Here is a 23,071-nt window from a genome sequence, read left to right on the forward strand (position 1 = left end):
CGTGGCCGTTCCCAAGAGGAAGATGTCGCGGGCCAACACGCGCGCCCGCAGGTCCCAGTGGAAGACCAGTGCGGTCGCGCTCGTGAGCTGCCCGCAGTGTCGCTCCCCCAAGCGCCCCCACATCGCTTGTGGCGAGTGCGGCACCTACAACCGCCGCCAGGTCATCGAGCCCAACGCCTGACCCGGCGAGATTCGACCGCCGACCGGGATCGTCAAACGACCCCGGTCGGCGTTATTTTGCTCCACAGACGCGTCACACGACGCGGCTGCACTGCGCGCGGCGGCGGCTGTGCCCGCGGTCGTGGTGGACGCCGGGTTCAACCCGGCGTCCACCACGCCTTCGGGGCTTCGCCAGAAGTTCACTCCTGCCTCCGTGCCGGCTGTCGCCATGCACGAGGAGGAATTTCATGATCGGTAAGCCCGTCGCCGTCGAAGCCGTCCGGGACGAGCTCGAGGGCGTCCTCAAGGTCCGGCTCAACCTGGCGATCCTGGAACGCGCCCTGACCCACCGTTCCTTCGCCTACGAGAACGGCGGCCTGCCCACCAACGAGCGCCTCGAGTTCCTGGGCGACTCGGTGCTGGGGCTGGTGGTCACCGACACGCTCTACCGCGAACACCCCGACCTGCCCGAGGGCCAGCTCGCCAAGCTGCGCGCCGCCGTGGTCAACATGCGGGCCCTCGCCGACGTGGCGCGGTCGCTCGGCATGGGCCGCTACCTGCGGCTGGGCCGGGGTGAAGAGGGCACCGGCGGGCGCGACAAGTCGTCGATCCTGGCCGACACGCTGGAGGCCCTGATCGGCACGGTCTACGTCGACAAGGGGCTCGACGAGGCGTTCCGGGTCGTCCACACGCTGTTCGACCCGCTGATCAAACGGTCGGCCTCGCTGGGCGCCGGGCTCGACTGGAAGACCTCGCTCCAGGAGCTGACCGCGTCCGAGGTGCTGGGCGTGCCCGAATACCACGTCGAGGAGTCGGGGCCCGACCACGCGAAGTCGTTCGTGGCGACCGTCCGCGTCGGCGGGCAGGACTACGGCACCGGCGCGGGCCGCTCGAAGAAGGAGGCCGAGCAGCAGGCCGCCGAGGCCGCCTGGACGGCCATCCGCGCCATGCGCGACGCCCGTGAGGCCGCCGCCGCAGCCGCCGCGGGCGCCTGATGCCGGAACTTCCGGAGGTCGAGGTCGTCAGGCGCGGCCTCGACGTCTGGGTCTCGGGCCGCACGATCGAGTCGGCCGAGGTGCTCCACCCGAGGGCGGTCCGCCGGCAGGAGGGCGCGCTGCCCGACCAGCTGAAGGGCCGCCGGGTCGAGTCGGCCGACCGGCGCGGCAAGTACCTCTGGCTGCCGCTCGACGACGGCGCCGCCCTCATGGCCCATCTCGGCATGAGCGGCCAGATGCTCATGCTCCCGAAGGGCGCCCCCGACGAGAAGCACCTCCGGGTGCGGGTGACCTTCGCCGACGACGGGCCCGAGATGCGCTTCGTCGATCAGCGGACGTTCGGTCACCTCATGGTCACTCCGCTGCGGATCAGCGGAGGGCGCAGCGTCCCCGAACCGATCGTCCACATCGCCGCCGACCCGCTGGAGGCGGCGTTCGACGATGAGATGTTCGCCACAAAACTTCGGCTAAGAAATACGGGGATAAAAAGGGCACTTCTCGACCAGGCCCTGATCAGCGGCGTGGGCAACATCTACGCCGACGAGTCGCTCTGGCGGGCGAGACTGCACTGGGCCCGCGCCACCGAGACCCTGACGAAGCCGAAGATCTCCGAACTCCTTGCCGCCGCCCGTGCCGTCATGACCGAGGCGCTCGGCCAGGGGGGTACATCGTTCGACAGCCTGTATGTGAATGTGAACGGCGAGTCGGGTTACTTCGACCGATCACTCAGCGTGTACGGCCGTCGCGACGAACCCTGCCCGAGATGTGGCACGCCGATCCGGAGAGACGCCTTCATGAACCGCAGCAGCTACTCGTGCCCCGTGTGTCAGCCGCGTCCGAGGAACGGACGATGGTGAGACTCACCGCGTGGGTGCGCGGGCGGGTTCAGGGAGTGGGTTTCCGCTGGTGGACCCGGTCGCGGGCGCTGGAGCTGGGGCTCACCGGCTGGGCGCTCAACCTCGGCGACGGTCGCGTGGAGGTCGTGGCCGAGGGGTCCAGAGAGGCCTGCGAACGGCTCCTGGAGCGCCTGAGAAGCCCTGACACGCCCGGAGATGTCTTAGGAGTGTCAGAACGCTGGTCGGACGTCAAGGGCGGTTTGGTGGGCTTCGTGGAGCGGTAGCTCTTCCCCTAAACCGCCCAAATGAGGTATATTTACATGTCGACAGTGTCCAACGGCTGATCCTTACGAGGCGTTCAACTTGACCGACTTCGCAGCCGGTGCGACTCTTGGACAAGAACCACGCGCACCCCTCCCGCGGCTTGAAGTGCGCGAACCAGTCTGGTCACTCAGCGTGGAGGACCCTTAACCATGGCTAAGGCTCTACTCGGCCACGTCGGCGGTCCTGATCCTCGAATGGTCTCGGAAATGCGTCGCCTCCAGCAGCGCATCCGTGATCTGGAGGCAGAACTCACCCGACTCCAGGAACAGAACGAGGCCCTTGCGGCACAAACTCGTGACGAAGACCTGGCACGGCTGCAGGATCGCGAGCCGGCTCTCACCTGAGAGACCGGATTTCACGGAAATCAATTGCAAGGGGCGCCTCATAGGGGCGTCCCTCGTCATTTCACGTGCCCTGACGACGGTTCCGGTAGTCTTCCCCGGTACTGTCGGCGCAGGGAGGGGCACATGAGGTGTACCTGAAGACCCTCACCCTGCGCGGCTTCAAGTCCTTCGCGTCCGCCACGAAGCTGCAGTTCGAGCCCGGGATCACCTGTGTGGTCGGGCCCAACGGGTCGGGGAAGTCCAACGTCGTCGACGCCCTCGCCTGGGTCATGGGCGAGCACAGCGCCAAGTCGCTGCGCGGCGGCAAGATGGAAGACGTGATCTTCGCGGGCACCTCGTCGCGCCCGCCCCTCGGCCGTGCCGAGGTGACCCTCACGATCGACAACACCGACGGTGCGCTGCCGATCGAATACGCCGAGGTGACGATCAGCCGCCTCATGTTCCGGTCCGGCCAGAGCGAATACGCCATCAACGGCGACACCTGCCGCCTGCTCGACATCCAGGAACTCCTCTCCGACTCCGGCATCGGCCGGGAGATGCACGTCATCGTCGGACAGGGGCAGCTCGACCAGGTCCTCCACGCCGGTCCCGAGGAGCGCAGGGCGTTCATCGAAGAGGCCGCCGGAGTCCTCAAGCACCGCAAGCGCAAGGAGAAGGCGCTCCGCAAGCTCGACGCGATGCAGGCCAACCTCACCCGCGTCCAGGACCTCGCGACCGAGCTCCGGCGCCAGCTCAAGCCGCTGGGCCGCCAGGCCGAGATCGCCCGCAAGGCCGCCGTCATCCAGGCCGACCTGCGCGACGCCCGTCTGCGGCTGCTCGCCGACGACGTGGTCTCCCTGCGCGACACCCTGGAGCGGGAGGCGGCCGACGAGGCGGCCGTCCAGAACCGGCGTTCGCAGGTCGAGCGGGAGCTGGCCGAGTCGCAGGAGCGCGAGGCCGCGCTCGAAGCCGCCGCCGCCGAGGCCCAGCCGCGGCTGACGGTCGCCCAGGAGACCTTCTACGCCCTGTCGGCCCTGCGGGAGCGGCTGCGGTCGGTGGAGAACCTCGCGGCCGAGCGCGAACGCCACGCGACCGACGCGGCGGCGATCGAGCGCCGGGGCCGCGACCCCGAGGAGTTCGAGCGCGAGGCCGCCGAGATCCGCGAGAAGGAGCGGGTGCTCCAGGAGGCCCTCGACGAGGCCCAGATGCGGCTGGAGGCGGCCGTCGAGGCGCGCGTCCAGGCGGAAGAGGGGCTGGCCGGTGAGGAGCGGCGGCTGTCGATCGCGGCCCGTGCCGCCGCCGACCGCCGTGAGGCCCTCGCCCGGCTGCGCGGGCAGGCCGACTCGGCGCGGGGCCGGGTGCGCGCCGCCGACGACGAGATCGGCCGTCTGGAGGCCGCCGTCGCGCAGGCCAAGGAGCGTGCCGTCCAGGCGCAGGGCGATCTGGAGGCCCAGGCCGCCGCCGAGCCCGCGACCGACCCCGAGGTCGTCGCCGAGCTCGCCGTGGCCGAAGAGGGCGTCGAGCTCGCCCGTGCCCAGGTCGAGGCGGCCCGCGAGGTCGCCGAAGAGGCCAAGGCCGCCGTCGACGAGGCCCGCGCCGCGCTGGCGGGCCCCCGCGCGGCCCTGTCCGCCGCGTCGTCGGGGGTTTCCAGCGCCCGTACGGCCGATCAGGAGGCCCAGAAGGCCGTCACCGCCCTCCAGGCCCGCCGGGAGGCGCTGGAGCTCAGCCTGGCGGGAGGCGCCGACGGCACCGCCCTGCTGGCCGAGGGCGGTCATGCGCCGCTGGCGGCCGTGATGAGCGTCCGGGCGGGCGCCGAGACCGCCATCGCGGCCGTGCTCGGACCGCTGGCCGAGTCGGTCACCGTGGGATCTGGGGAGGCCGCGTTCGACGCCCTGGAGCTGCTCCGGGCGAAGGAGACCGGCCGAACCTCCCTGGTGATCGGCGACGCGCCGGTCGTGGTGAGGCCGTCGGGTTCGTTCGAGTGGGCCGCCGATCTGGTCGAGGTCCCCTCGGCGCTGCGGCCCGCTCTCGATCATCTGCTGTACGGCGTGGTCGTCGCCCCCGACCTCGAAGCCGCCCGCAAGATCGTCGAGTCGCGCCCCGACCTGAGGGCGGTCACCCGCGACGGCGACCTCCTGGGGGCGTTCACCGCCCAGGGCGGTTCGGGCGGCGGGTCGATCCTCCAGGTACGCGCCGCGCTCGACCAGGCCACCCGCGACCTCGACCTCGCCTTCTCCCGGGGAGAAGAGACCGGGCTGGCCCTGGAGGAGGCCCACGAGACCGAGGCCGCCGCCCAGGAGGCGCTCGAAGCGGCCCAGGGGGTCGTGGCCGAGGCGCAGGCCCAGCAGGCCGCCACCCAGAACGGAGTCAACACCGCCCGCTCCGCCCTCGACCAGGCCCAGGCGGCCCTCGACCGGGCCCGGGGCCGCCAGCGCGCCGCCGACCAGCGCCTCGCCGACGCCGCCAAGCAGCTCGCCCGGCTGGAGGCCAACGTCAAGGCCGCCCTCGACGAGGCCGAACGCGGCGGGAAGTCGGTGGAGTTCGCCGAAGAGGGCCGCGAACTGGCCCGCGAAGAGGCCCTCACGCTGGAGGAACGCCTCGCCGAGGCCGAGTTCGCCGCCGAACTGGAGTCGGAGCCCACCACCGAAGAACGCGACCGCCTGGCCGCCACGGTCGGCGTCACCCGCCAGGCCGAGATGGAGTCACGCCTCACGGTCCGCACCGCCGAGGAGCGGGTGCGCGGCATCGCCGGCCGGGCCGACAGCCTCATGCGCGCCGCCCAGCGCGAACGCGACGACCGCGCCCAGGCCGCCGCCCAGCGGGCCAGACGCCGCCGCCAGGCCGTCGTCGCCGCGAGCGTGGTCGTGGCCGCCCGGGTCGCGCTGATCTCGCTGGAGACCTCGATCATGCGGGCCGCCGCCGAGCGCGACGAGCTCACGGTCGCCCGGGAGGCGATCGACGGCGAGCTGAAGACCGTCCGGGTGCGGGTGCGGGAACTCGGGTCGGAGCTCGACAAGCTGGTCAACCGCGCCCATGGCAGCGAGATGGCCCGCACCGAGCAGCGCCTGCGGCTCGAACAGCTCGAAGAGCGCGCCATCGAGGAATACGGCGTCGAACTCGAGGCGCTGTCGGCCGAATACGGCCCGAAGGCGCTCGTGCCCGGAGATCCGCCCGTGCCCTATGTGCGCGAGGAGCAGGAGAAGCGGGCCCGGATCGCCGACAAGCAGATGCAGCAGCTCGGCAAGGTCAACCCGCTGGCCCTGGAGGAGTTCTCCGCCCTGGAGGAGCGCCACACGTTCCTCACCTCGCAGCTGGAAGACCTGAAGAAGACCCGCCGCGACCTGCTCCTGGTCGTGAAGGAGGTCGACGACCGGGTCGAGCAGGTGTTCTCGGCGGCGTACGAAGACGTCCAGCGCGAGTTCTCCGAGATCTTCGAGCGGGTCTTCCCGGGCGGTGAGGGCCGCCTGCTGCTGACCGACCCGACCGACATGCTGACCACCGGCGTCGAGGTCGAGGCCCGCCCGCCGGGCAAGAAGGTCAAGCGCTTGTCGCTGCTGTCGGGCGGCGAGCGGTCCCTGACCGCCGTGGCCTTCCTCGTCGCCATCTTCAAGGCCCGCCCGTCGCCCTTCTACGTGATGGACGAGGTCGAGGCCGCCCTCGACGACACCAACACCCAGCGCCTGCTGACCCTGTTCGAGGAGCTGCGGCAGAACTCCCAGCTCATCGTCATCACCCACCAGAAGCGCACGATGGAGATCGCCGACGCGCTCTACGGCGTGTCCATGCGCGGCGATGGCGTCACCCAGGTCGTCAGCCAGCGCCTCCGCGAACACGCCTGACGATCGCGGCAGGCCCGCCGTGCCGGAGGCGCGGCAATAGACACAGCTCTGCAAGACTGAGGTTTTGTGGATGGGTACATCGGCATCATCGCGATCATCGTCGTCGTTCTTCTGCTGGGCGTAGGCACGACCGCCCTGCTCGTCAGGCCTCGGTCGAAGACCCTGCCGCCGCCTCCGGCCCCGACGCCGCAGGCTCCCGCGCCGCCCGTCGAGGAGGAAGAGGCGGGGGCCGTCGAGACGCTCGCGCCTCCGGCTCCGCCGGCTGAAGAGCTGGTCAAGGCGCCCGAGGTCGAGGTGCCGCCGCCGTCCGCCGGGCGGATGGTCCGGCTGCGGGCTCGGTTGGCGCGGTCGCAGACGACGCTGGGGCGGGGGCTGCTGGAGCTGCTGTCGCGCGACCGGCTCGACGACGAGGTCTGGGACGAGATCGAGGAGATCCTGATCACCGCCGACGTCGGCGTGGCGCCGACCCGGGCCATGGTCGAAGACCTGAAGACCAAGGTGAAGGTGCTCGGGAGCCGTACCCCCACCGAGGTTCGCGCGCTGCTCCGGGCCGAGCTGCTCACCCAGATCGACCCCGGTCTCGACCGGACCCTCCACACCTCCGCTCCCGGCGAGCGCCCGGCCGTTCTTCTCGTCGTCGGGGTCAACGGGACCGGGAAGACGACCACGACCGGCAAGCTGGCCCGTTCGCTGATCGGCGACGGCAAGAGCGTCGTGCTCGGTGCGGCCGACACGTTCCGTGCCGCTGCGGCCGACCAGCTTCAGACGTGGGGCGATCGGGTGGGGGCTCCGGTGGTCCGGGGGCCCGAGGCCGGTGACCCGGCCTCCGTGGCGTTCGACGCGGTGGCTCGGGGGATCGCCGACAAGGCCGACGTGGTGATCGTCGACACCGCCGGGCGGTTGCACACCAAGACCGGTCTCATGGACGAACTGGGCAAGGTCAAGCGGGTCATCGAGAAGAAGGCCCAGGTCGACGAGGTGCTGCTCGTGCTCGACGCGACGACCGGGCAGAACGGCATGCGGCAGGCGCAGGTGTTCGGCGAGGTCGTGAACATCACCGGCATCGCGCTGACCAAGCTCGACGGCACGGCCAAGGGCGGCATCGTGATCTCGGTCCAGCGGGAGCTGGGGGTGCCGGTGAAGCTGGTCGGTCTCGGTGAGGGGCCCGACGACCTGGCGCCGTTCGACCCCGAGGTGTTCGTGGACGCGTTGCTCGGCGACGCGTAGATCCACTCGCTCGACGCCCGGTCTTTTCCCATCGGAAGGCCGGGCGTCGCTCGTTGCGCGACCGGTGCGGGAGCGGCCGCCGGGCGCCGGATACGGCGCTGGGCGGGGGCGGAGGGCGGTGCCGGGGTGGGCGGAGCCGTAACGGAAAAGGAGGCTTTTCAGCCGCGTGGGAGCCGGACCCCCGTCGCGCGGTCGGCCAGTGCGAGGGCTCGGGCCACGTGGTCTTCCGGGAAGTCGATCGACTCGCCCGTGAGGTGGAGGCGCAGGTCTTCGACCTCGGGGCCGAGGAGGTCGGGGGCGACGCCCTCGCGGAGGTTATAGGCGAACAGGCCGAACCTGGTGATCAACCGGCCGTCTTCGTAGTAGGCGAAGTAGTCGTCGTGGGTCGTGATCAGGACCAGCGCCGCCGAGGTTCCCGCCGACAAGAAGGCGGTCGCGCGGTCGGGGTGTTCGCTGAGTTCGCCGAAGAACACCACCGTGCCGCCCTCGGCCGGGGCGGCGTAGATCTCCTTCTCGGGGGCCAGCCGGGCCAGCGCCTCGTCGGGGGACAGGCCCCGGACGAACGCGACCTCCAGCCAGGTGTCGCCGGCGCCGTCGGTGGAGTCGCGGGAGAGCCACGTGTAGGTGCGGGCGGTCGCCTTCCTCATTGGGCGATCATGGCAGGAGTCAGCGGCGGAAGAAGGCCCGGAACTCCTCCAGGGCCGGGGTGATGTCGATGCCGTTCTTCTTCAGCCACGAGTCCTTCTCGTAGGTTCCCTTGTAGCGGCTGGAGCTGTCGCAGATCAGCGTCACGACGCTGCCCCGGACGCCGTGGCTGCGCATCTCACGGATGATCTCCATGGCCGCCGCCACGCTGGTGCCCGTGGACGCGCCGACCTGGTGGTGGGTGACCTCGTTGACCCAGCGCATCGCGGCGATCGAGGTCGCGTCGGGGACCGAGGTCATCCGGTCGATGATCATCGGGAGGAACGACGGTTCGACGCGGGGGCGGCCGATGCCCTCGATCCTCGACGGGGTTCCCGCGTGGGAGCCGCCCGTCACCCACGAGGGGTAGAAGGCCGAGCCCTCGGGGTCGGCGACGCACAGCCGCGTCGAGTGGCGGCGGTAGCGGATGTAGCGGCCGATCGTGGCCGAGGTGCCGCCGGTGCCGGCGCCCACGACGATCCAGGCCGGTTCGGGGAAGCGCTCCATCGCCATCTGCTCGTAGATGCTCTCGGCGATGTTGTTGTTGCCGCGCCAGTCGGTGGCGCGTTCGGCGTAGGTGAACTGGTCCATGTAGTGGCCGCCGGTCTCCAGGGCCAGGCGGGTGGACTCTTCGTAGATCTTCCCCGGATCGTCGACCAGGTGGCACTTGCCGCCGTAGAACTCGATGATCTCCCGTTTCTCGGGAGAAGTCGTGGCTGGGATCACCGCGATGAAGGGCAGACCCAGGAGCCTGGCGAAGTACGCCTCGCTGACCGCCGTCGATCCCGAGGAGGCTTCGATGATCGTCGTGGCCGGGCCGATCCAGCCGTTGGCCAGGCCGTAGAGGAAGAGAGATCGGGCCAGCCGGTGTTTGAGTGAACCGGTCGGGTGCACCGACTCGTCTTTCAGGTAGAGATCCACGCCCCACGAGGGCGGGAGAGGAAAGACGTGGAGATGGGTGTCGCAACTGCGGTTCGCGTCGGCCTCGACGGCGCGGATGGCGTCGTTGACCCAGGTCCGCGTCGCCGGGTCGTGCCGGTCCACGTGTTTCATGTGGCCCACTCTAGTGAGTGTGCTTTGACACATTTTACGACGAATAGGGGGTTCAGTGTTACGCTAATGAGACCTGTCCGGCTTGCGTGTGACCGAGGCCACGCTCGCTGATCCACCGCCTAACGCCCGACTTACGGGCCGGTTGAGACTATTGCGACGGGATCCACCGAACCCGCATGACGCACCAACGGACGGGTAATCGGGGGAGAGTTCAGCAGGGGGGATGACATGATCTCGATGACCGACGAGCAGCGTCAGGCCTGGTTCGAGCGCGACGTCGTGCCGGTGACCAGCCAGCTCTACGCGTCCGCCATGCGACTCACCCGCAACCCGGCCGACGCCGAAGACCTCGTGCAGGAGACGGTGACCAAGGCGTTCACCTCCTACCACCAGTTCCGCGAGGGCACCAACCTCAAGGCCTGGCTGCACCGGATCCTCACCAACAACTTCATCAACGACTACCGCAAGAAGCAGCGTTCGCCGAAACTGTCGGCCGCCGAGGAGATCGAAGACTGGCAGCTCGCCGCCGCCGAGTCGCACACCTCCACCGGCCTGCGCTCGGCCGAGAACGAGGCGCTCGACTCGCTGCCCGACAACGTCGTGATGAACGCCCTGCGCTCGCTGCCCGAGGAGTTCCGGGTGGCCGTCTACCTCGCCGACGTCGAGGGGTTCGCCTACAAGGAGATCGCCGACCGCATGGGCACCCCCATCGGGACGGTGATGTCGCGCCTGCACCGGGGGCGGCGCCAGCTCCGGGGGATGCTGGAGGGGTACGCCCGCGAGGAGGGCGTCGTGCGCGAGGCCGTGGCGGCTTAGGTAAAGTCTTCATCTTCGGCCGGCGCGTGCCGCCGGAGTCCTCGTAAGGCCCCCGATGAACCCTGACCGCCTCGACGCCGCGCTCGATCGTGTGGCCTCGACCTTTCGCGGCATGACCGCCCGGCCCGATGAGGCGAACTGCGATTGCCACTGGGGCGACGCGGAAGATCTCGCGATGCTGAAAACGCCCGACGTGGAGCTGCCCCTCCACCGTCTGGGCGGCGCCTGGAAGCCGGGCGACTGGACCGACCACGCCGCAGTGCTGCGGCGGGTGCTTCCCCAGCTCACCCGATGTCTCGTCCTCGGCCTGGTCGAGCCGTGGTCCGGCCTGGAGGAGGTCGGGCGATCCCTCAACCGTGGTAGCTGGCGGGAATGGCCGCCCGCGGAGTTCTCCGCGGTCGAGGAGTTCCTGTACGCCTGGTGGGACCACACCCTCACCGACCCCGATCCGGCGGTGCCGGCCTCTGAGGTGTTCGCTCTCTGCGTCGAGGCGACCGCCACGTTCACCCCGTGGCTGCGGGTTTGGGAGGCGCACACCCATTCCGTGGCCGACCGGCACCTGGTCGAGGCGGTGACGCGGTGGGAGTACCACCTGCTGGGAGACCTGTTCCCGTGGGAGACCTACAACGGGGACATGAGCTGGTACCGGGTCGAGACCTGGGGAGAAGGGCGCGTGGAGCTGACCGAATGGCTGCTGCGGCATGCGTCTGACCGACTCCGGGCGGCCGGTGCCTCCGAGGAACTGCTTCATCGAGTTCGGCTGCTCGGTCTTCCGGAGCCGGCCCGTTACGAAGACCCGCATTGGCCTGACCGCATCTACTGAATGGCGTGATTTGGCGGGCTTTATTCGTCCAGAAAATGGCTTTTGAAGATCGCCGACCGGTATAACCTGCCGGGCGTGCGGCGATTCGTCACGCCTCGGGCGTTGGTTCTGATTTCGGCCACCACCGCAATTGTGGTGGCCGCTGTGGTCTATTTCGCGCGGCGGAAACCGGAGCCGGTCGTCGTCCGGGAAATGGCTGACGAACCGGCCCCGTGGCCTCCCGTCCCGGTGCTCGGGCGGCCCACCGAGGAGGATTTCGCCCGCTTGCGGGGCGAGCGGGTGCCGCCGCGGCCCCGGAAGCCGGTGCCGCGCTGGGCGGTCGCGGGGGTGCTGATCGTCGTCGTGGCCGCTCTGGGGCAGTGGTTCGTGTACGCCGTCTTCGATCAGACCGCGATTCCGAAGGCGCCCGCATACGAGTGCGAATACCCGGAATGCGGCCCTGAACCGGCGGGGAACGACTACACCGAGACCGAGATGTCCTGGCTGGAACCCGGGCTCGTCTACGTGGAGTACTAGACGGCCATGTGCAGCCGGATCCGCGACTCCCGGCCCGAGGTCTGGACCTCCATCAGGTCGCACAGCTGGCGGCTGATCCAGAGGCCGTAACCCCGCAGGGACTCCTGCTCCGGCGGGATGTAACCCGGGAACTCGACCTCGATGCCGCCCCCGTCGGGGTTGGTGATCTCGCAGACGACGTCGGTTCCGGTCGTCCACATCGTCACCTTGCCGTGCCCGGCGCCGTGTTCGACCGCGTTCGCGGCGATCTCGGCGGCGGCCAGGACCAGGGACCCGGCCGCGTCGTCGTCGAGGCCCGCCTCGGTGGCGGTGCTGCGGACGAACGAGCGCATGTGCCGGACGGTCTCCAGGTCGAACTCCATCACCCGCGCGCTCTCCGGCGGGACCGAGAAGGGCGGGGGCTCCCAGTTCATCCGCTGCGGCGGGACGTACCCCGCGCTGCGGTGCTCCCCGGCGGTGTCGAGGAAGCGCGGATGGGTGCGCAGTGCCTCCTCGGCCGGACGCCGGTAGACGCACAGCGCGGCGCCCTTGAGCTGGGCGCAGACGATGTTGACGATCGCCTCCACCCTGGCCCATTCGGCCGCGTCGCGGGCCGAGCGCCACACCGGCTCGCCGACCAGCAGGGACGGGCCGCCCCTGCGCGCGTAGTCGAAGTATTCGGCCAGGACGCGGGCCGGATGGCCGTACCAGTCCTGGCTTCTGATGGAGCGGATGCGGGACGCGTCGGGGCCCAGGTGGGCCCGGATCAGGTCGAGGTTCTCCTCCGGGGCCACGTACAGGATGCGGTCGCCCCGCCGCAGCCCGTCGATGAGGGCCGGGAGTACCAGCCGGAGGTATTCCTCACTCGTCCCATATGGCACAGCAAGGTGCGTGAAGGCCACCGCACCGCGACTTCCCCGTTCGGCCTGCACGGGGATGAACGTAACAAGCGTCCCGCGTCGTGACAATGCGTCAGGAAGCGACAATAAACCGAATACAGCGGGAACTTCACGCCTCGGGCCACCTTGCGATGAATTCTGCTGCGCGATGACGGGATGGAGTCCCATGATTACTCCGTGCCGTTGAAGCGCGGTGTCCCAAATTTGGGTACATCCACCAATGTGCGTGTCTCGTCCTGGAGGTTGCCCCGGTGAGTGAGTCCCGCGCAGCTATTCAAAAACTGCATTCGGACTTGATCGAACTCGGCGTGAACGGCGCCTACGAGCTGGGTGACGACGCTACGCTCTGTGTGTGGATCAGCTTGGTGGTGGTCTATCGGGATGGCTATTTCCGCTGGTGGGAAGGTGCGTCCCGATGTCGTCACCCGGGGGATGATCCGCGTGGGTGCGCCGTCCGGGTCGCCCGGCGGCATGCCGGTCTGATCAAGGAAGTGCCGCCCTGGTGGGAGGACCAGAACGAGGTTCTCCGGGGGGAAGCCGTGGACGACCATCCATAACCCCCTTCGACGTCTGGGGGGACGAAATATGCGGGCATTCCTGCGGCTTGTGGCGGTCACGGTGTGTGTCATGGTGAACACGCCGCCGGTCCACGCCGACACCCCCGACCCCGAGTTGCTGAACCGCCGGCTGACGCTCGCCCAGCCCGACTTCCCCCGGCTCCCGTTCCCGCCGCGCCGCCACGTCGACTGCGCGAAGGCCAAGTGTGTCGCGCTGACCTTCGACGACGGGCCCGGCGCCGAGACCGACAAGGTGCTCAACCATCTGGCCCGCCACCAGGCCAAGGCGACCTTCTACGTGCTCGGCAAGCTGGTCACGCCCAAGTCGGCGCCGCTGCTGAAGCGCATGGTCGCCGAGGGCCACGAGCTGGGCAACCACTCGTGGGACCACGCGATGCTGTCGGGCCTGACCCGCCACGGCGTCGACCGGCAGCTGGCCCGAACCCAGAAGGTCGTGCGCGAGACGGCCGGGGTGCGCATGCGCACGATGCGCCCGCCCTACGGCGCCACCAGCAAGATGGTGGCCGAGGTCAGCAAGGTCCACGGGCTGGCCCAGATCATCTGGAGCGTCGACACGCAGGACTGGCTGGTCCGCCGGCCCGACCGGATCGTCCGGCGGTCGGCCTCGGCCAGGCCCGGCGAGGTGATCCTGCTGCACGACATCCACGAGTCGACCGTCCGGTCGGTGCCGCGCCTGCTCGACGCGCTCGACAAGAAGGGGTTCGTGTACGTCACCATCAGCGAACTCTTCGGCCCCATGACCCCCGGCCGGAAGTACTTCGACAACCGGCCGCCCAAATAAAGTGGGTCAATGGCATTCACCGGGTTCCCCGACGAGGCCCTGCTGTTCTACGAAGGCCTGATCGCCGACAACAGCAAGGCCTACTGGACCGCCAACAAGGACAGGTACGACAGCGCGGTCAAGGCCCCCATGCAGGAGCTGATGGCCGAGCTGGCGCCCGAGTTCGGCGAGCCTCACGTGTTCCGTCCCTACCGGGACGTGCGGTTCTCGAAGGACAAGACGCCGTACAAAGACCACCAGGGCGCCTATGTGGCCAAGCTCGACGGGGTCGGCTACTACGTCCAGGTCGACGCCGACGGGCTCTACGTGGCGGGCGGCTGGTGGTCGTCGGGCGAGATGACGCAGCGCTTCCGCGAGGCGGTCGACCACGACGACCACGGCGGCGAGCTGGAGAAGATCGTGGCCGGGCTGCCCGGCCGTTACGCGATCGAGGGTGACCGGGTGAAGACGCGCCCCCGTGGCGTCTCCCCCGACCACCCCCGGATCGAGCTGATGCGGCACCGGACTCTCTACGCGGGTCACCGCTTCGAGCCCGATCCCTGGTTCCACAGCGCCGAGGTGACCCAGAGGGTCCGCGCCGCGTGGCGCGAGCTCACCCCGCTGGTCGACTGGCTGCGAGTGCGGCTGAGCTAGCCGATCACGATGACGAGTAGGGCTATCAGAGCCCAGGCGCCCGCAAGCGCCGCGTAGGTTCCCCCGCTGACGATTCTCATGCTGTCAGCATCGCGCCGGGGGCTTGGAACTGACTTGCAGTTCAATCAGTGAATCACTTAACGGAGGACGCCGCAGGCCACCCGTCCGCCCGCGTCGCCGGTGCGCAGGGTGGCCGCGTCGGCCGCGCCGTAGCGGTCGGGCACGTGGGCGAGGTTGTCGGGCATGGCGTGCACGACGAAGGCGGCGCCGTCGGCGTCGGTGAGCTTGCTGATCTTGAACCGGTCGGTCGTGAACGACGCGGCGGCCACGCCGTCTTCTCCGGCCAGCAGCGGCGGCAGGTCGCCCGCGTGGTCGCCGTGGTTCTTCGGCGTGATCGCCACTGGCAAGACGGTCGTGTCGGGCTCGGCGGCGGCCTTGGCGATGTCGAGGTGGCCGCCGGCCGACAGGAACGCGGCGATCTGACCGGTCGTCGGGTCGACCGACTTGGGGTCGCAGACCCCGACCGAATGCACGTGGAACCCGTGGAAGCCCGGCGCCAGGCCCCTGACCTGGACGCCGATCCTCACTTTGGTGACGCCCCTGCGCTGCACCACCACGGTGCCGACGCGGGTTCCTGCGGCGTCGTGGAGCGCGATCGAGCGGCCTCTGGCCCACGGGCCGGCTTCGGCGACCGTGGTGGCCCCGATGACGCCGACCCCCGTGAGCAGCGCCCCGGCGAGCGCGAGATGAACCTTGCCCGGCATGCGAGCCTCCCCCTCAATCTCAACTCTGCGTGACTAGGCAAGCACAGAGAGTGGGAGGCTCGCACGGAGAAAGGCCGAAGCGGCGCCGTTATCTCAGTTGGAGCGCTTGGCCCGCGCGGCGGTGCGGCCACGCGTGGAGGCGTCGAGCACGACCTTGCGGATGCGCACCGACTCGGGGGTGATCTCGACGCACTCGTCGTCGCGGATGAACTCCAGCGCCTGCTCCAGGGAGAGCTGGCGCGGGGGGATCAACGTCTCGGTGACGTCGGCGGTCGACGACCGCATGTTGGTGAGCTTCTTCTCCTTGGTGATGTTGACGTCCATGTCGTCGGAGCGCGAGTTCTCGCCGACGATCATGCCTTCGTACACCTCGGTGGTGGGGCTGACGAACAGGATGCCGCGCTCCTGGAGGTTGGTCATCGCGAACGCGGTGACCGGGCCCGAGCGGTCGGCGACCAGGGAGCCGTTGTTGCGGGTGCGCAGCTCGCCGAACCAGGGCTCGTAGGCCTCGAACACGTGGTGGACCAGGCCGGTGCCGCGGGTCTCGGTGAGGAACTCGGTGCGGAAGCCGATCAGGCCGCGGGCCGGCACGATGAACTCCATGCGGATCCAGCCGGTGCCGTGGTTGGTCATGTGCTCCATGCGGCCCTTGCGGACGGCCAGGAGCTGCGTAACGGCGCCGAGGTACTCCTCGGGGCAGTCGACGGTCAGGCGCTCGACGGGCTCGTGACGCTTGCCGTCGATCTCCTTGGTGACCACCTGGGGCTTGCCGACGGTCAGCTCGTAGCCCTCGCGGCGCATCTGCTCGACCAGGATGGCCAGCGCGAGCTCGCCACGGCCCTGGACCTCCCACGCGTCGGGACGCTCGGTCGGCAGGATGCGCAGCGACACGTTGCCGACGAGCTCCTTGTCGAGCCGGTCTTTCACCATGCGCGCGGTGACCTTGCTGCCCTTGACCCGGCCGACCATCGGCGAGGTGTTGGTGCCGATGGTCATCGAGATCGCGGGCTCGTCGACCGTGATCAGCGGCAGCGGGCGCGGGTCTTCGGGGTCGGCCAGGGTCTCGCCGATCATGATGTCGGGGATGCCGGCGATCGCGATGATGTCGCCGGGGCCCGCCGAGTCGGCCGGCTTGCGCTCCAGCGCGTCGGTCATCAGCAGCTCGGTGATCTTCACCTTCTGGATGGAGCCGTCGGTGCGACACCAGGCCACCTGCTGGCCCTTCTTGATCTCACCCTGGTGGATGCGGCACAGCGCGATGCGGCCCAGGTAGCTGGAGGCGTCGAGGTTGGTGACGTGGGCCTGGAGCGGCGCGGTCGGGTCGTAGACCGGGGCCGGGATCGTCTTGTAGATCGTCTCGAACAGCGGCTCGAGGTTCTCCTCGTCGGGCATGCCGCCGTCGGCCGGGCGGTTCAGCGAGGCGCGGCCGGCCTTGGCGGAGGCGTAGACGATCGGGAAGTCGATCTGCTCCTCGGTCGCGTCGAGGTCCATGAAGAGCTCGTAGACCTCGTCGACGACCTCCTTGATGCGGGCGTCGGGGCGGTCGACCTTGTTGATGCAGAGGATGACCGGCATCTTGGCGGCGAACGCCTTGCGCAGCACGAAACGCGTCTGGGGCAGCGGGCCCTCGGAGGCGTCGACCAGCAGGACCACGCCGTCGACCATCGACAGGCCGCGCTCGACCTCACCGCCGAAGTCGGCGTGGCCGGGGGTGTCGATGATGTTGAGCGTCCGGCCGCCGTGCTTGACGGCGGTGTTCTTCGCGAGAATGGTGATGCCCTTCTCGCGCTCGAGGTCGTTGGAGTCCATGACGCGGTCGTCGACGTCCTGGTTGGCGCGGAACGCCCCGGACTGCCACAGCATGGCGTCGACGAGCGTCGTCTTGCCATGGTCGACGTGCGCGATGATCGCGAGGTTCCGCAGGTCGTCGCGGCTGTTCATAGGCATAGTTGAGTCTCGCTCTGGTTGTCGGGGCGGTGCCGCGTCTCGCTCCCGATCGGGAGACGCGTTCGGCCGCGCCATGGCACGGCGTTCCAAGTTTAGTTGATCGCCATTACCGCTCCGAGCCTGCCGCCCGCAAGAGGGTGACAATTCACAACGCCGTAATGTTGCGCCCATGATCTATGGGGCCATGTTGCGTACTCCCGACGGTGTCCGGATCGACGCGGCGCACCTGCCCGGCGACGGCGATCTCGGGATCGTGCTGGCCCACGGATTCACCGGAACCTGGCGTTCCCCGGCCAACCGGCGCATCGCCGCCGCGTTCGCGCGGCGCGCCGGGGTGATCGCGTTCGACTTCCGGGGGCACGGCCGTTCTTCGGGGCTCAGCACCGTCGGTGACCTGGAGGTCCTCGATCTCGATGCGGCCGTACGCCATGCGCGCGCCCACTATTCGAAGGTCGCGACCGTGGGGTTCTCGATGGGCGCGGCGGTGGCCGTCAGACACGCCGCGCTCAACCGGGGCGTCGACGCCGTCGTCTCGGTGAGCGGGCCCGCACGGTGGTACTACCGGGGCACCCGGCCGATGCGGACGGTCCACTGGGCGATCGAACACCCGCTGGGGCGGCTGGCCGCGAAAGTGGGCAAACGTACCCGGATCAAAGTGGGCACCTGGGACCCGATCCCGCTGGCGCCCTACGAGGCCGTGCCGCTCATCACCCCCGCGCCGCTGCTGGTCGTCCACGGGGACAGCGACGCCTTCTTCCCGCTGGAGCACGCCGAGCAGCTCTACGCGTGCGCGAACGAGCCGAAGGAGCTCTGGGTCGAGCCGGGTTTCGGGCATGCCGAGGCCGCCGCGAGCGCCCATCTGATCCGGCGGATCGAAGACTGGATTTTCGTCCGAACCAAATCGGCTCAGGCGTCGTCTACATGAAAGTGCGGGAGGGGCCCAGCGTCGCGGGGGCGCGATGGGCACCCTCCCGGTGGCCTCCGGCTAACCCAGCCGGGCGATGCTCTTGTACTCCAGGTAGCCCGCCAGTCCCTCCGGGCCGAGTTCGCGGCCGATGCCGCTGGCCTTGAAGCCGCCGAACGGGGTGCCGCTCTCCAGCGGGTTCATCATGTTGACGCCGTAGGTGCCGGTGCGGACCTGCCGGGCGATGTCCATGCCGTGGTCGACGTCGGCCGTCCAGACGCTTCCGGACAGGCCGTAGTCGCTGTCGTTGGCGATGCGGACGGCGTCGGCCTCGTCGTCGTAGGGGATGACGGTGAGGACCGGGCCGAAGATCTCCTCGCGGGCGATCCGCATGTCGTTGGTGGCGCCGGCGAAGACGGTCGGGGCGACGTACCAGCCCCGGTCGTGGGGGCGGTCGAGGCCGCCGACGACGGCCTTGGCGCCCTCTTCCAAGCCGATGCGGATGTAGCCCTCGACCCGTTCCTGCTGGCGCTTGGCCACCATCGGGCCGATGCCGGTGGCCGGGTCGGCCGGGTCGCCGACCTTCTGGCCCGCGGCCATCTCGGCGACCGCCTGCACGACCTCGTCGTAGCGGCTGCGGCTGGCCAGGATCCGGGTCTGCGCCACGCACGCCTGGCCGCTGTTGAGCAGCGAGGCGATCGAGAACATGCCCATGGCCGAGGGCAGGTCGCAGTCGTCGAGGATGATGGCGGCCGACTTGCCGCCGAGCTCCAGGCTGACCCGCTTGAGCTGCTCGCCGCAGATCGAGGCGATGCGCCGCCCGGCCGCCGTCGAGCCGGTGAAGGCGACCTTGTCGACGCCGGGGTGGGAGATCAGGTGCTCGCCGGCCTCGCGTCCGGCCGCGACGATGTTGACGACGCCCTCGGGGATCCCGGCCTCGCGGATCACCTCGGCCAGGATGTAGCTGTCGAGCGGGGTCTCGGGGGCGGGCTTGACCACGACCGTGCAGCCCGCGAGCAGCGCCGGGGCCAGCTTGGTCATGATCACGAACTGCGGGACGTTCCACGGCACCACGGCCGCCACCACGCCCACCGGCTCCCGGCGGACGGTGACCGCGCCGAACATGCCCGGCCGCTGCTCCTCGACCTGGAAGGTCTTACCGAGTTCGGCGTACCACTGGAGGACGCCGGTCGGCGGGCCGACCTGGCCGAAGTGGGAGAAGGTGATGGGCGAGCCCATCTCCAGGGTGATCAGCTCGGCGAGTTCGGCGGCGCGGGCCGCGTAGAGCCCGGCCAGGCGGCCCAGGACCTCGGCCCGCTCCGCCATGGTCAGGCGGGGCCAGGGGCCGTGGTCGAAGGCCCGGCGCGCGGCGTCGACGGCCCGGTCGAGGTCGGCGGGGGTGCCCTCGGGAACCCGGCCGACGATCTCCTCGGTGTGCGGGGAGACCACGTCGATCGTGCCGGTCCCCGCCGGGGAAACCCAGTCGCCGCCGATGAAGAGCGTGTCGTGCTGGATCATGGGATCCGCCTCCATTAGGTATGCCGGTCGCACCCGACCGAATCATGTTCTGTGAGGGCTTGGCAAGGATGGGACAGTCCCGGCGCATCATCTCGTCCCATACAAAATGTGGGAATCTTCGCCAAAGGCGCATGGGTTCCCTGGTTCCGGTGGCGACCATCAAGATCGTCTTCTATAGTTTCGGTCCGACTGGGAGAGGGAGGGACACATGCGGCGATCACTCGCGGCCGTCCTCGTCTCCGGTCTCCTGCTCGGTCTGAGCGTGTCGCCCACGGCGGCCGAACCCGACCGGCAGGCCAAGCTCAACAAGCTCACCAAACAGGCCGCCGACCTGGCCAAGGCCTATCGCGGCGAGATCGCCACCCTCGACGACACCCGCAAGGACGCCGAGAAGGCCGAGTCGAAGGTCAAGAAGCTCAAGCGAGACCTGACGGCGGCCCAGCGCCGGGCCGTGCAGTTCGCCCAGACCTCCTACATGGGCGGCGGCCTGGAGACGGTCAGCCTCTTCGCGATGTCGAGCGACCCCGCCAGCGCCGCCACCCTCGCCTACCTGTCGACCGAGAAGGTCGAGCGGCTCGGCAACGTCAAGCGCCTCATCGACAAGCAGAAGCTGGCCGCCAAAGAGGCCGACCTGAAGCTCGACCAGCTCGAGAAGGACATCAAGGAGCTGAAGTCGAAGCAGAAGGACGTCGAGAAGCTGCTGGCCAAGTTCGGCTTCCAGACCCCCGGTTCGCCCGACGGCCTGACCGCCCGCATGGTCAGCATCCGCGCCGCGATCCAGGCCCAGTTCCCGATGCCCTACGGCGTGGGGTGCCTGCGCCCCGGCGACTTCGGTGAACACGGCAAGGGCCGCGCCTGCGACTTCATGATGTCGGGCGGCGGCAGCTCAGCCGCGGGCGACAACAAGGCCCGCGGCGACGCCCTGCTCCAGTGGTGCCTCACCAACGGGCGCGCGCTCGGCATCATGTACGTGATCTGGCAGCAGAAGTACTACGACATCCGCACCGGCGCGCCGGGCAAGATGATGGCCGACCGTGGCGGCGCCACCGCCAACCACTACGACCACGTTCACGTGTCGGTGCTCTGAATCCGCTCCCTGAACCAGCGATACGACGCCTTCGGCGTGCGCACGCCGGTCTCGAAGTCGACGTGCACCAGTCCGAACCGCTGGTGGTAGCCCTCGGCCCACTCGAAGTTGTCGAGCAGCGACCACACGAAGTAGCCCCGCACGTCGGCGTCGGCCTCCAGGGCGGCCGTGATGTGCCCGTCGAGGTAGGCGATGCGCTCCTGGTCGTCGAGGCCGTCGTACGAGCAGCCGTTCTCGGTGACGTAGAGAGGGACGCCGTAGCGCCCGTGCAACCCGGTGAGGAGCTCGCGCAGGCCGTCGGGGACGACGGGCCAGCCGAAGGCGGTCAGGGGGTGGCCCTCGACGCCCGCGTCGGTGAAGGGCAGCTCGGGGGACTCGGGGGCGGAGATGCGGGTCGGGTTGTAGTAGTTGACGCCCAGGCCGTCGATCGGGCGGCCGATGACCGCCAGGTCGCCGTCGCGAAGGCCGGGCATCTCCTCCAGTCCGTACATGGAGAGATCCGGATACTTCCCGAGGAAGACCGGGTCGTTGAACATCCGGTTGTGCAGGGTGTCGTAGGCGTCGGCCGCCGCCAGGTCCTCGGGGGAGTCGGAGGCCGGCCACACGGGGGTCAGGTTGTTGGTGATGAGGACGGTCTCCGCGCCCGCCGCGCGCAGCGCGTCGACGGCCAGGCCGTGGCCGAGGAGTTGGTGGTGCGCGGCGGGCAGGGCATCCAGGAACAGCGCCTGTCCGGGGGCGTGGACGCCCAGCGCGTGGCCGTAGACGGTGTGCACGAACGGCTCGTTCAGCGTGATCCACGGGCCCACGCGGTCGGCCAGCCGACCGGCGACCAGGGCGGCGTAGTCGGCGAAGCGATACGCGGTGTCCCGGTCGAGCCAGCCGGGCAGCGCCGCGGGCAGGTCCCAGTGGAAGAGCGTCAGCGCGGGTGTGATCCCGGCCGCGAGCAGCGCGTCGACGAGCCGCTCGTAATGGTCGAGACCCTTCGTGTTCGCCGGGCCGACACCCTCGGGCTGGATCCTGGTCCAGGCGACCGAGAACCGGTAGGCGTTCACGCCGAGGTCCGCGAGCAGCGCGACGTCGTCGGCCCAGCGGTGATAGCTGTCGCAGGCGACCTCCGCCGTGTGACCATCGCGGATGGGGCCGAAGGAGTCCCAGATCGACGGCCCCCGGCCGTCGTCGGAAAGGGCGCCTTCGATCTGGTACGCGGCCGTCGCCGCACCCCACAGGAACATCGGCGGATCCCCCCTAGAACGCGAGTGCGACTCAGGTTAACTCGTTGGCAATCGAACCGGGAGAAAATGGGTTCATGACAAACACCGCCACCGGAACCCTGCGCCGCAAACCCGCCCAGCGCAGGAGCGCCGAGAGGGTGGAGCGCATGCTCGACGAGTGCGCCCGGCTGCTCGACGAGGTGGGCTACGAGGGCCTGACCACCAAAGAGGTCGCCCGCCGGGCCGAGGTCCCCATCGGCACCTTCTACCAGTTCTTCCCCGACAAGCAGGGGCTCGTCCGGGCGCTGGCGTTCCGCAACCTCGACGCGTTCCTGGCCCGGATCACCGCCACCCTCGCGGCGACCCGCATCTCCGAATGGACCGAGGCCACCGACCTCGTCATCGACGAGTTCGTCTGGATGAAGCGCTCGACGCCCGGCTTCAGCGTCTTCGACTTCGGCGTCGCGCTGGCCGCGCCGGGCACCTCGCGGATGCTCGACGAGGCGCTCGAGGACAACCTCGTCGTCGCCGACCGGCTGCGCGGGTTACTGATCAACCTGATCGGCGTGCCCGCCGGAGAAGAGCAGGCGCGCGCGTTCGTGGTGGCCGTCGAGGCCGCCGACGCCGTGCTCAAACTGGCCTTCCGGGCCTGCCCCGACGGCGACCCCGACCTGATCGCCGAGTGCAAGCGGTTGGTGCGCCGCTACCTGTCCGACCACCTCGGCTAGCTTGACCTGGAGCCGACTCCAGGTGTGATGATGCGATCCATGGCCGTTTACACACCCGGACAGGTCGTCGAGGAGACGGGGTTCAGCCTCGACACGCTCAGGTACTACGAACGGATCGGGCTGCTCGGCAACGTCGGCCGCAACGCGGCAGGTCAGCGCCGGTTCACCGACGGCGACGTCGGCTGGCTCGGCATGATCCGCTGCCTGCGCGACACCGGCATGCCCATCGCCGAGATGCTGCGGTTCGCCGAGCTCACCCGGCAGGGCGACCACACCATCCCCGAGCGCATCCGCCTGCTGGAGGCGCACGACCACCAGGTCGAGGAGCAGGTCGCCGACCTGCGCCACAAGCAGGGCGCCATCCAGCGCAAGGTCCAGTACTACAAGGACGTGCTCGCCATCCCCGAAGCGATCTAGTTCCCCGCTTTACCCATCGGGAGCCCCCTC

The 23,071-nt window shown here is 69.5% G+C and carries 24 protein-coding genes; 17 read left to right on the plus strand and 7 right to left on the minus strand.

Annotation, left to right across the window (positions count from 1 at the left end; genetic code table 11):
- Nucleotide 1: 1 nt before the first annotated feature.
- From rpmF to ftsY, 7 genes are all read left to right on the plus strand, one after another.
- On the plus strand, nt 2–181 hold the full coding sequence (rpmF, locus tag ACYQ78_RS26175; protein ID WP_459803557.1) for a 50S ribosomal protein L32: 180 nt from the start codon (nt 2–4) through the stop codon (nt 179–181).
- 226 nt (nt 182–407) lie between these two features.
- Complete coding sequence (gene rnc / locus ACYQ78_RS26180) at nt 408–1,154, plus strand: ribonuclease III (RefSeq protein ID WP_459803558.1); 747 nt, start codon at nt 408–410, stop codon at nt 1,152–1,154.
- Entirely contained in the window at nt 1,154–2,011 is an 858-nt protein-coding gene (gene mutM / locus ACYQ78_RS26185; protein ID WP_459803559.1) for a bifunctional DNA-formamidopyrimidine glycosylase/DNA-(apurinic or apyrimidinic site) lyase, read from the plus strand. Before rnc ends, mutM begins: the two co-directional genes overlap by 1 nt.
- Nucleotides 2,005–2,274 carry an acylphosphatase gene (locus tag ACYQ78_RS26190; RefSeq protein WP_459803560.1) on the plus strand — a complete coding sequence of 90 codons (270 nt, stop codon included), beginning with the start codon at nt 2,005–2,007 and terminating at the stop codon, nt 2,272–2,274. The genes mutM and ACYQ78_RS26190 overlap by 7 nt, the downstream gene beginning before the upstream one ends.
- Nucleotides 2,275–2,463: 189 nt before the next feature.
- Nucleotides 2,464–2,658 carry a hypothetical protein gene (locus ACYQ78_RS26195; protein WP_061297041.1) on the plus strand — a complete coding sequence of 65 codons (195 nt, stop codon included), beginning with the start codon at nt 2,464–2,466 and terminating at the stop codon, nt 2,656–2,658.
- A 128-nt stretch (nt 2,659–2,786) separates the two neighbouring features.
- Nucleotides 2,787–6,476, plus strand: a complete 3,690-nt coding sequence (gene smc, locus ACYQ78_RS26200; protein ID WP_459803561.1) for a chromosome segregation protein SMC — start codon at nt 2,787–2,789, stop codon at nt 6,474–6,476.
- 66 nt (nt 6,477–6,542) lie between these two features.
- Complete coding sequence (gene ftsY / locus ACYQ78_RS26205; protein WP_459803562.1) at nt 6,543–7,703, plus strand: signal recognition particle-docking protein FtsY; 1,161 nt, start codon at nt 6,543–6,545, stop codon at nt 7,701–7,703.
- 158 nt (nt 7,704–7,861) lie between these two features.
- Here ftsY and ACYQ78_RS26210 read toward each other — a convergent pair whose 3' ends face one another.
- Both ACYQ78_RS26210 and ACYQ78_RS26215 read right to left on the minus strand, forming a co-directional pair.
- Entirely contained in the window at nt 7,862–8,350 is a 489-nt protein-coding gene (locus ACYQ78_RS26210) for a DUF6461 domain-containing protein (RefSeq protein WP_459803563.1), read from the minus strand.
- A 19-nt stretch (nt 8,351–8,369) separates the two neighbouring features.
- Nucleotides 8,370–9,440 carry a PLP-dependent cysteine synthase family protein gene (locus ACYQ78_RS26215; protein ID WP_459803564.1) on the minus strand — a complete coding sequence of 357 codons (1,071 nt, stop codon included), beginning with the start codon at nt 9,438–9,440 and terminating at the stop codon, nt 8,370–8,372.
- A 228-nt stretch (nt 9,441–9,668) separates the two neighbouring features.
- Between ACYQ78_RS26215 and ACYQ78_RS26220 the strand changes: the two genes are divergently transcribed.
- From ACYQ78_RS26220 to ACYQ78_RS26230, 3 genes are all read left to right on the plus strand, one after another.
- Nucleotides 9,669–10,256 carry a sigma-70 family RNA polymerase sigma factor gene (locus ACYQ78_RS26220; RefSeq protein WP_066362918.1) on the plus strand — a complete coding sequence of 196 codons (588 nt, stop codon included), beginning with the start codon at nt 9,669–9,671 and terminating at the stop codon, nt 10,254–10,256.
- Between the two features lie 55 nt (nt 10,257–10,311).
- Complete coding sequence (locus tag ACYQ78_RS26225) at nt 10,312–11,079, plus strand: hypothetical protein (RefSeq protein ID WP_459803565.1); 768 nt, start codon at nt 10,312–10,314, stop codon at nt 11,077–11,079.
- A 75-nt stretch (nt 11,080–11,154) separates the two neighbouring features.
- Nucleotides 11,155–11,595, plus strand: coding sequence for a hypothetical protein (locus ACYQ78_RS26230; RefSeq protein ID WP_459803566.1), 441 nt, complete (start codon nt 11,155–11,157; stop codon nt 11,593–11,595).
- On the opposite strand, the gene ACYQ78_RS26235 is transcribed toward ACYQ78_RS26230, so the two are convergent.
- On the minus strand, nt 11,592–12,641 hold the full coding sequence (locus tag ACYQ78_RS26235) for an anti-sigma factor RsbA family regulatory protein (RefSeq protein WP_459803567.1): 1,050 nt from the start codon (nt 12,639–12,641) through the stop codon (nt 11,592–11,594). The two genes, ACYQ78_RS26230 and ACYQ78_RS26235, sit on opposite strands and share 4 nt — an antisense overlap.
- Nucleotides 12,642–12,724: 83 nt before the next feature.
- Between ACYQ78_RS26235 and ACYQ78_RS26240 the strand changes: the two genes are divergently transcribed.
- The 3 genes from ACYQ78_RS26240 to ACYQ78_RS26250 all read left to right on the plus strand — a co-directional run bounded on the left by ACYQ78_RS26240 (nt 12,725) and on the right by ACYQ78_RS26250 (nt 14,465).
- Nucleotides 12,725–13,030, plus strand: a complete 306-nt coding sequence (locus tag ACYQ78_RS26240) for a hypothetical protein (RefSeq protein ID WP_459803568.1) — start codon at nt 12,725–12,727, stop codon at nt 13,028–13,030.
- A 70-nt stretch (nt 13,031–13,100) separates the two neighbouring features.
- On the plus strand, nt 13,101–13,832 hold the full coding sequence (locus ACYQ78_RS26245) for a polysaccharide deacetylase family protein (RefSeq protein WP_459803569.1): 732 nt from the start codon (nt 13,101–13,103) through the stop codon (nt 13,830–13,832).
- A 9-nt stretch (nt 13,833–13,841) separates the two neighbouring features.
- The gene (locus tag ACYQ78_RS26250; RefSeq protein ID WP_459803570.1) at nt 13,842–14,465 is read left to right on the plus strand and encodes a DUF2461 domain-containing protein; all 624 of its coding nucleotides are present in this window, start codon (nt 13,842–13,844) and stop codon (nt 14,463–14,465) included.
- 137 nt (nt 14,466–14,602) lie between these two features.
- Here the strand turns inward: ACYQ78_RS26250 and ACYQ78_RS26255 are convergent, their stop codons facing one another.
- A complete protein-coding gene (locus tag ACYQ78_RS26255) occupies nt 14,603–15,229 on the minus strand; it encodes a superoxide dismutase family protein (RefSeq protein ID WP_459803571.1) in 627 nt (208 codons plus the stop codon).
- Between the two features lie 93 nt (nt 15,230–15,322).
- Nucleotides 15,323–17,176: a translational GTPase TypA gene (typA, locus tag ACYQ78_RS26260; protein WP_459803572.1), complete on the minus strand. Its 1,854-nt coding sequence runs from the start codon at nt 17,174–17,176 to the stop codon at nt 15,323–15,325.
- A gap of 169 nt (nt 17,177–17,345) precedes the next feature.
- Between typA and ACYQ78_RS26265 the strand changes: the two genes are divergently transcribed.
- Entirely contained in the window at nt 17,346–18,101 is a 756-nt protein-coding gene (locus tag ACYQ78_RS26265; RefSeq protein WP_459803573.1) for an alpha/beta hydrolase, read from the plus strand.
- 60 nt (nt 18,102–18,161) lie between these two features.
- On the opposite strand, the gene ACYQ78_RS26270 is transcribed toward ACYQ78_RS26265, so the two are convergent.
- Complete coding sequence (locus ACYQ78_RS26270; RefSeq protein WP_459803574.1) at nt 18,162–19,598, minus strand: aldehyde dehydrogenase; 1,437 nt, start codon at nt 19,596–19,598, stop codon at nt 18,162–18,164.
- A 208-nt stretch (nt 19,599–19,806) separates the two neighbouring features.
- Between ACYQ78_RS26270 and ACYQ78_RS26275 the strand changes: the two genes are divergently transcribed.
- A complete protein-coding gene (locus tag ACYQ78_RS26275) occupies nt 19,807–20,685 on the plus strand; it encodes a coiled-coil domain-containing protein (protein WP_459803575.1) in 879 nt (292 codons plus the stop codon).
- Here ACYQ78_RS26275 and ACYQ78_RS26280 read toward each other — a convergent pair.
- Nucleotides 20,667–21,917, minus strand: coding sequence for a GH1 family beta-glucosidase (locus tag ACYQ78_RS26280; protein WP_459803576.1), 1,251 nt, complete (start codon nt 21,915–21,917; stop codon nt 20,667–20,669). The two genes, ACYQ78_RS26275 and ACYQ78_RS26280, sit on opposite strands and share 19 nt — an antisense overlap.
- A gap of 74 nt (nt 21,918–21,991) precedes the next feature.
- On the opposite strand from ACYQ78_RS26280, the gene ACYQ78_RS26285 reads away from it, so the two are divergent.
- Nucleotides 21,992–22,624: a TetR family transcriptional regulator gene (locus tag ACYQ78_RS26285; RefSeq protein WP_459803577.1), complete on the plus strand. Its 633-nt coding sequence runs from the start codon at nt 21,992–21,994 to the stop codon at nt 22,622–22,624.
- A 39-nt stretch (nt 22,625–22,663) separates the two neighbouring features.
- The gene (locus ACYQ78_RS26290; RefSeq protein WP_459803578.1) at nt 22,664–23,041 is read left to right on the plus strand and encodes a MerR family transcriptional regulator; all 378 of its coding nucleotides are present in this window, start codon (nt 22,664–22,666) and stop codon (nt 23,039–23,041) included.
- The last annotated feature ends 30 nt before the right edge of the window (nt 23,042–23,071 follow it).

Source organism: Herbidospora sp. RD11066 (genome assembly GCF_054661255.1).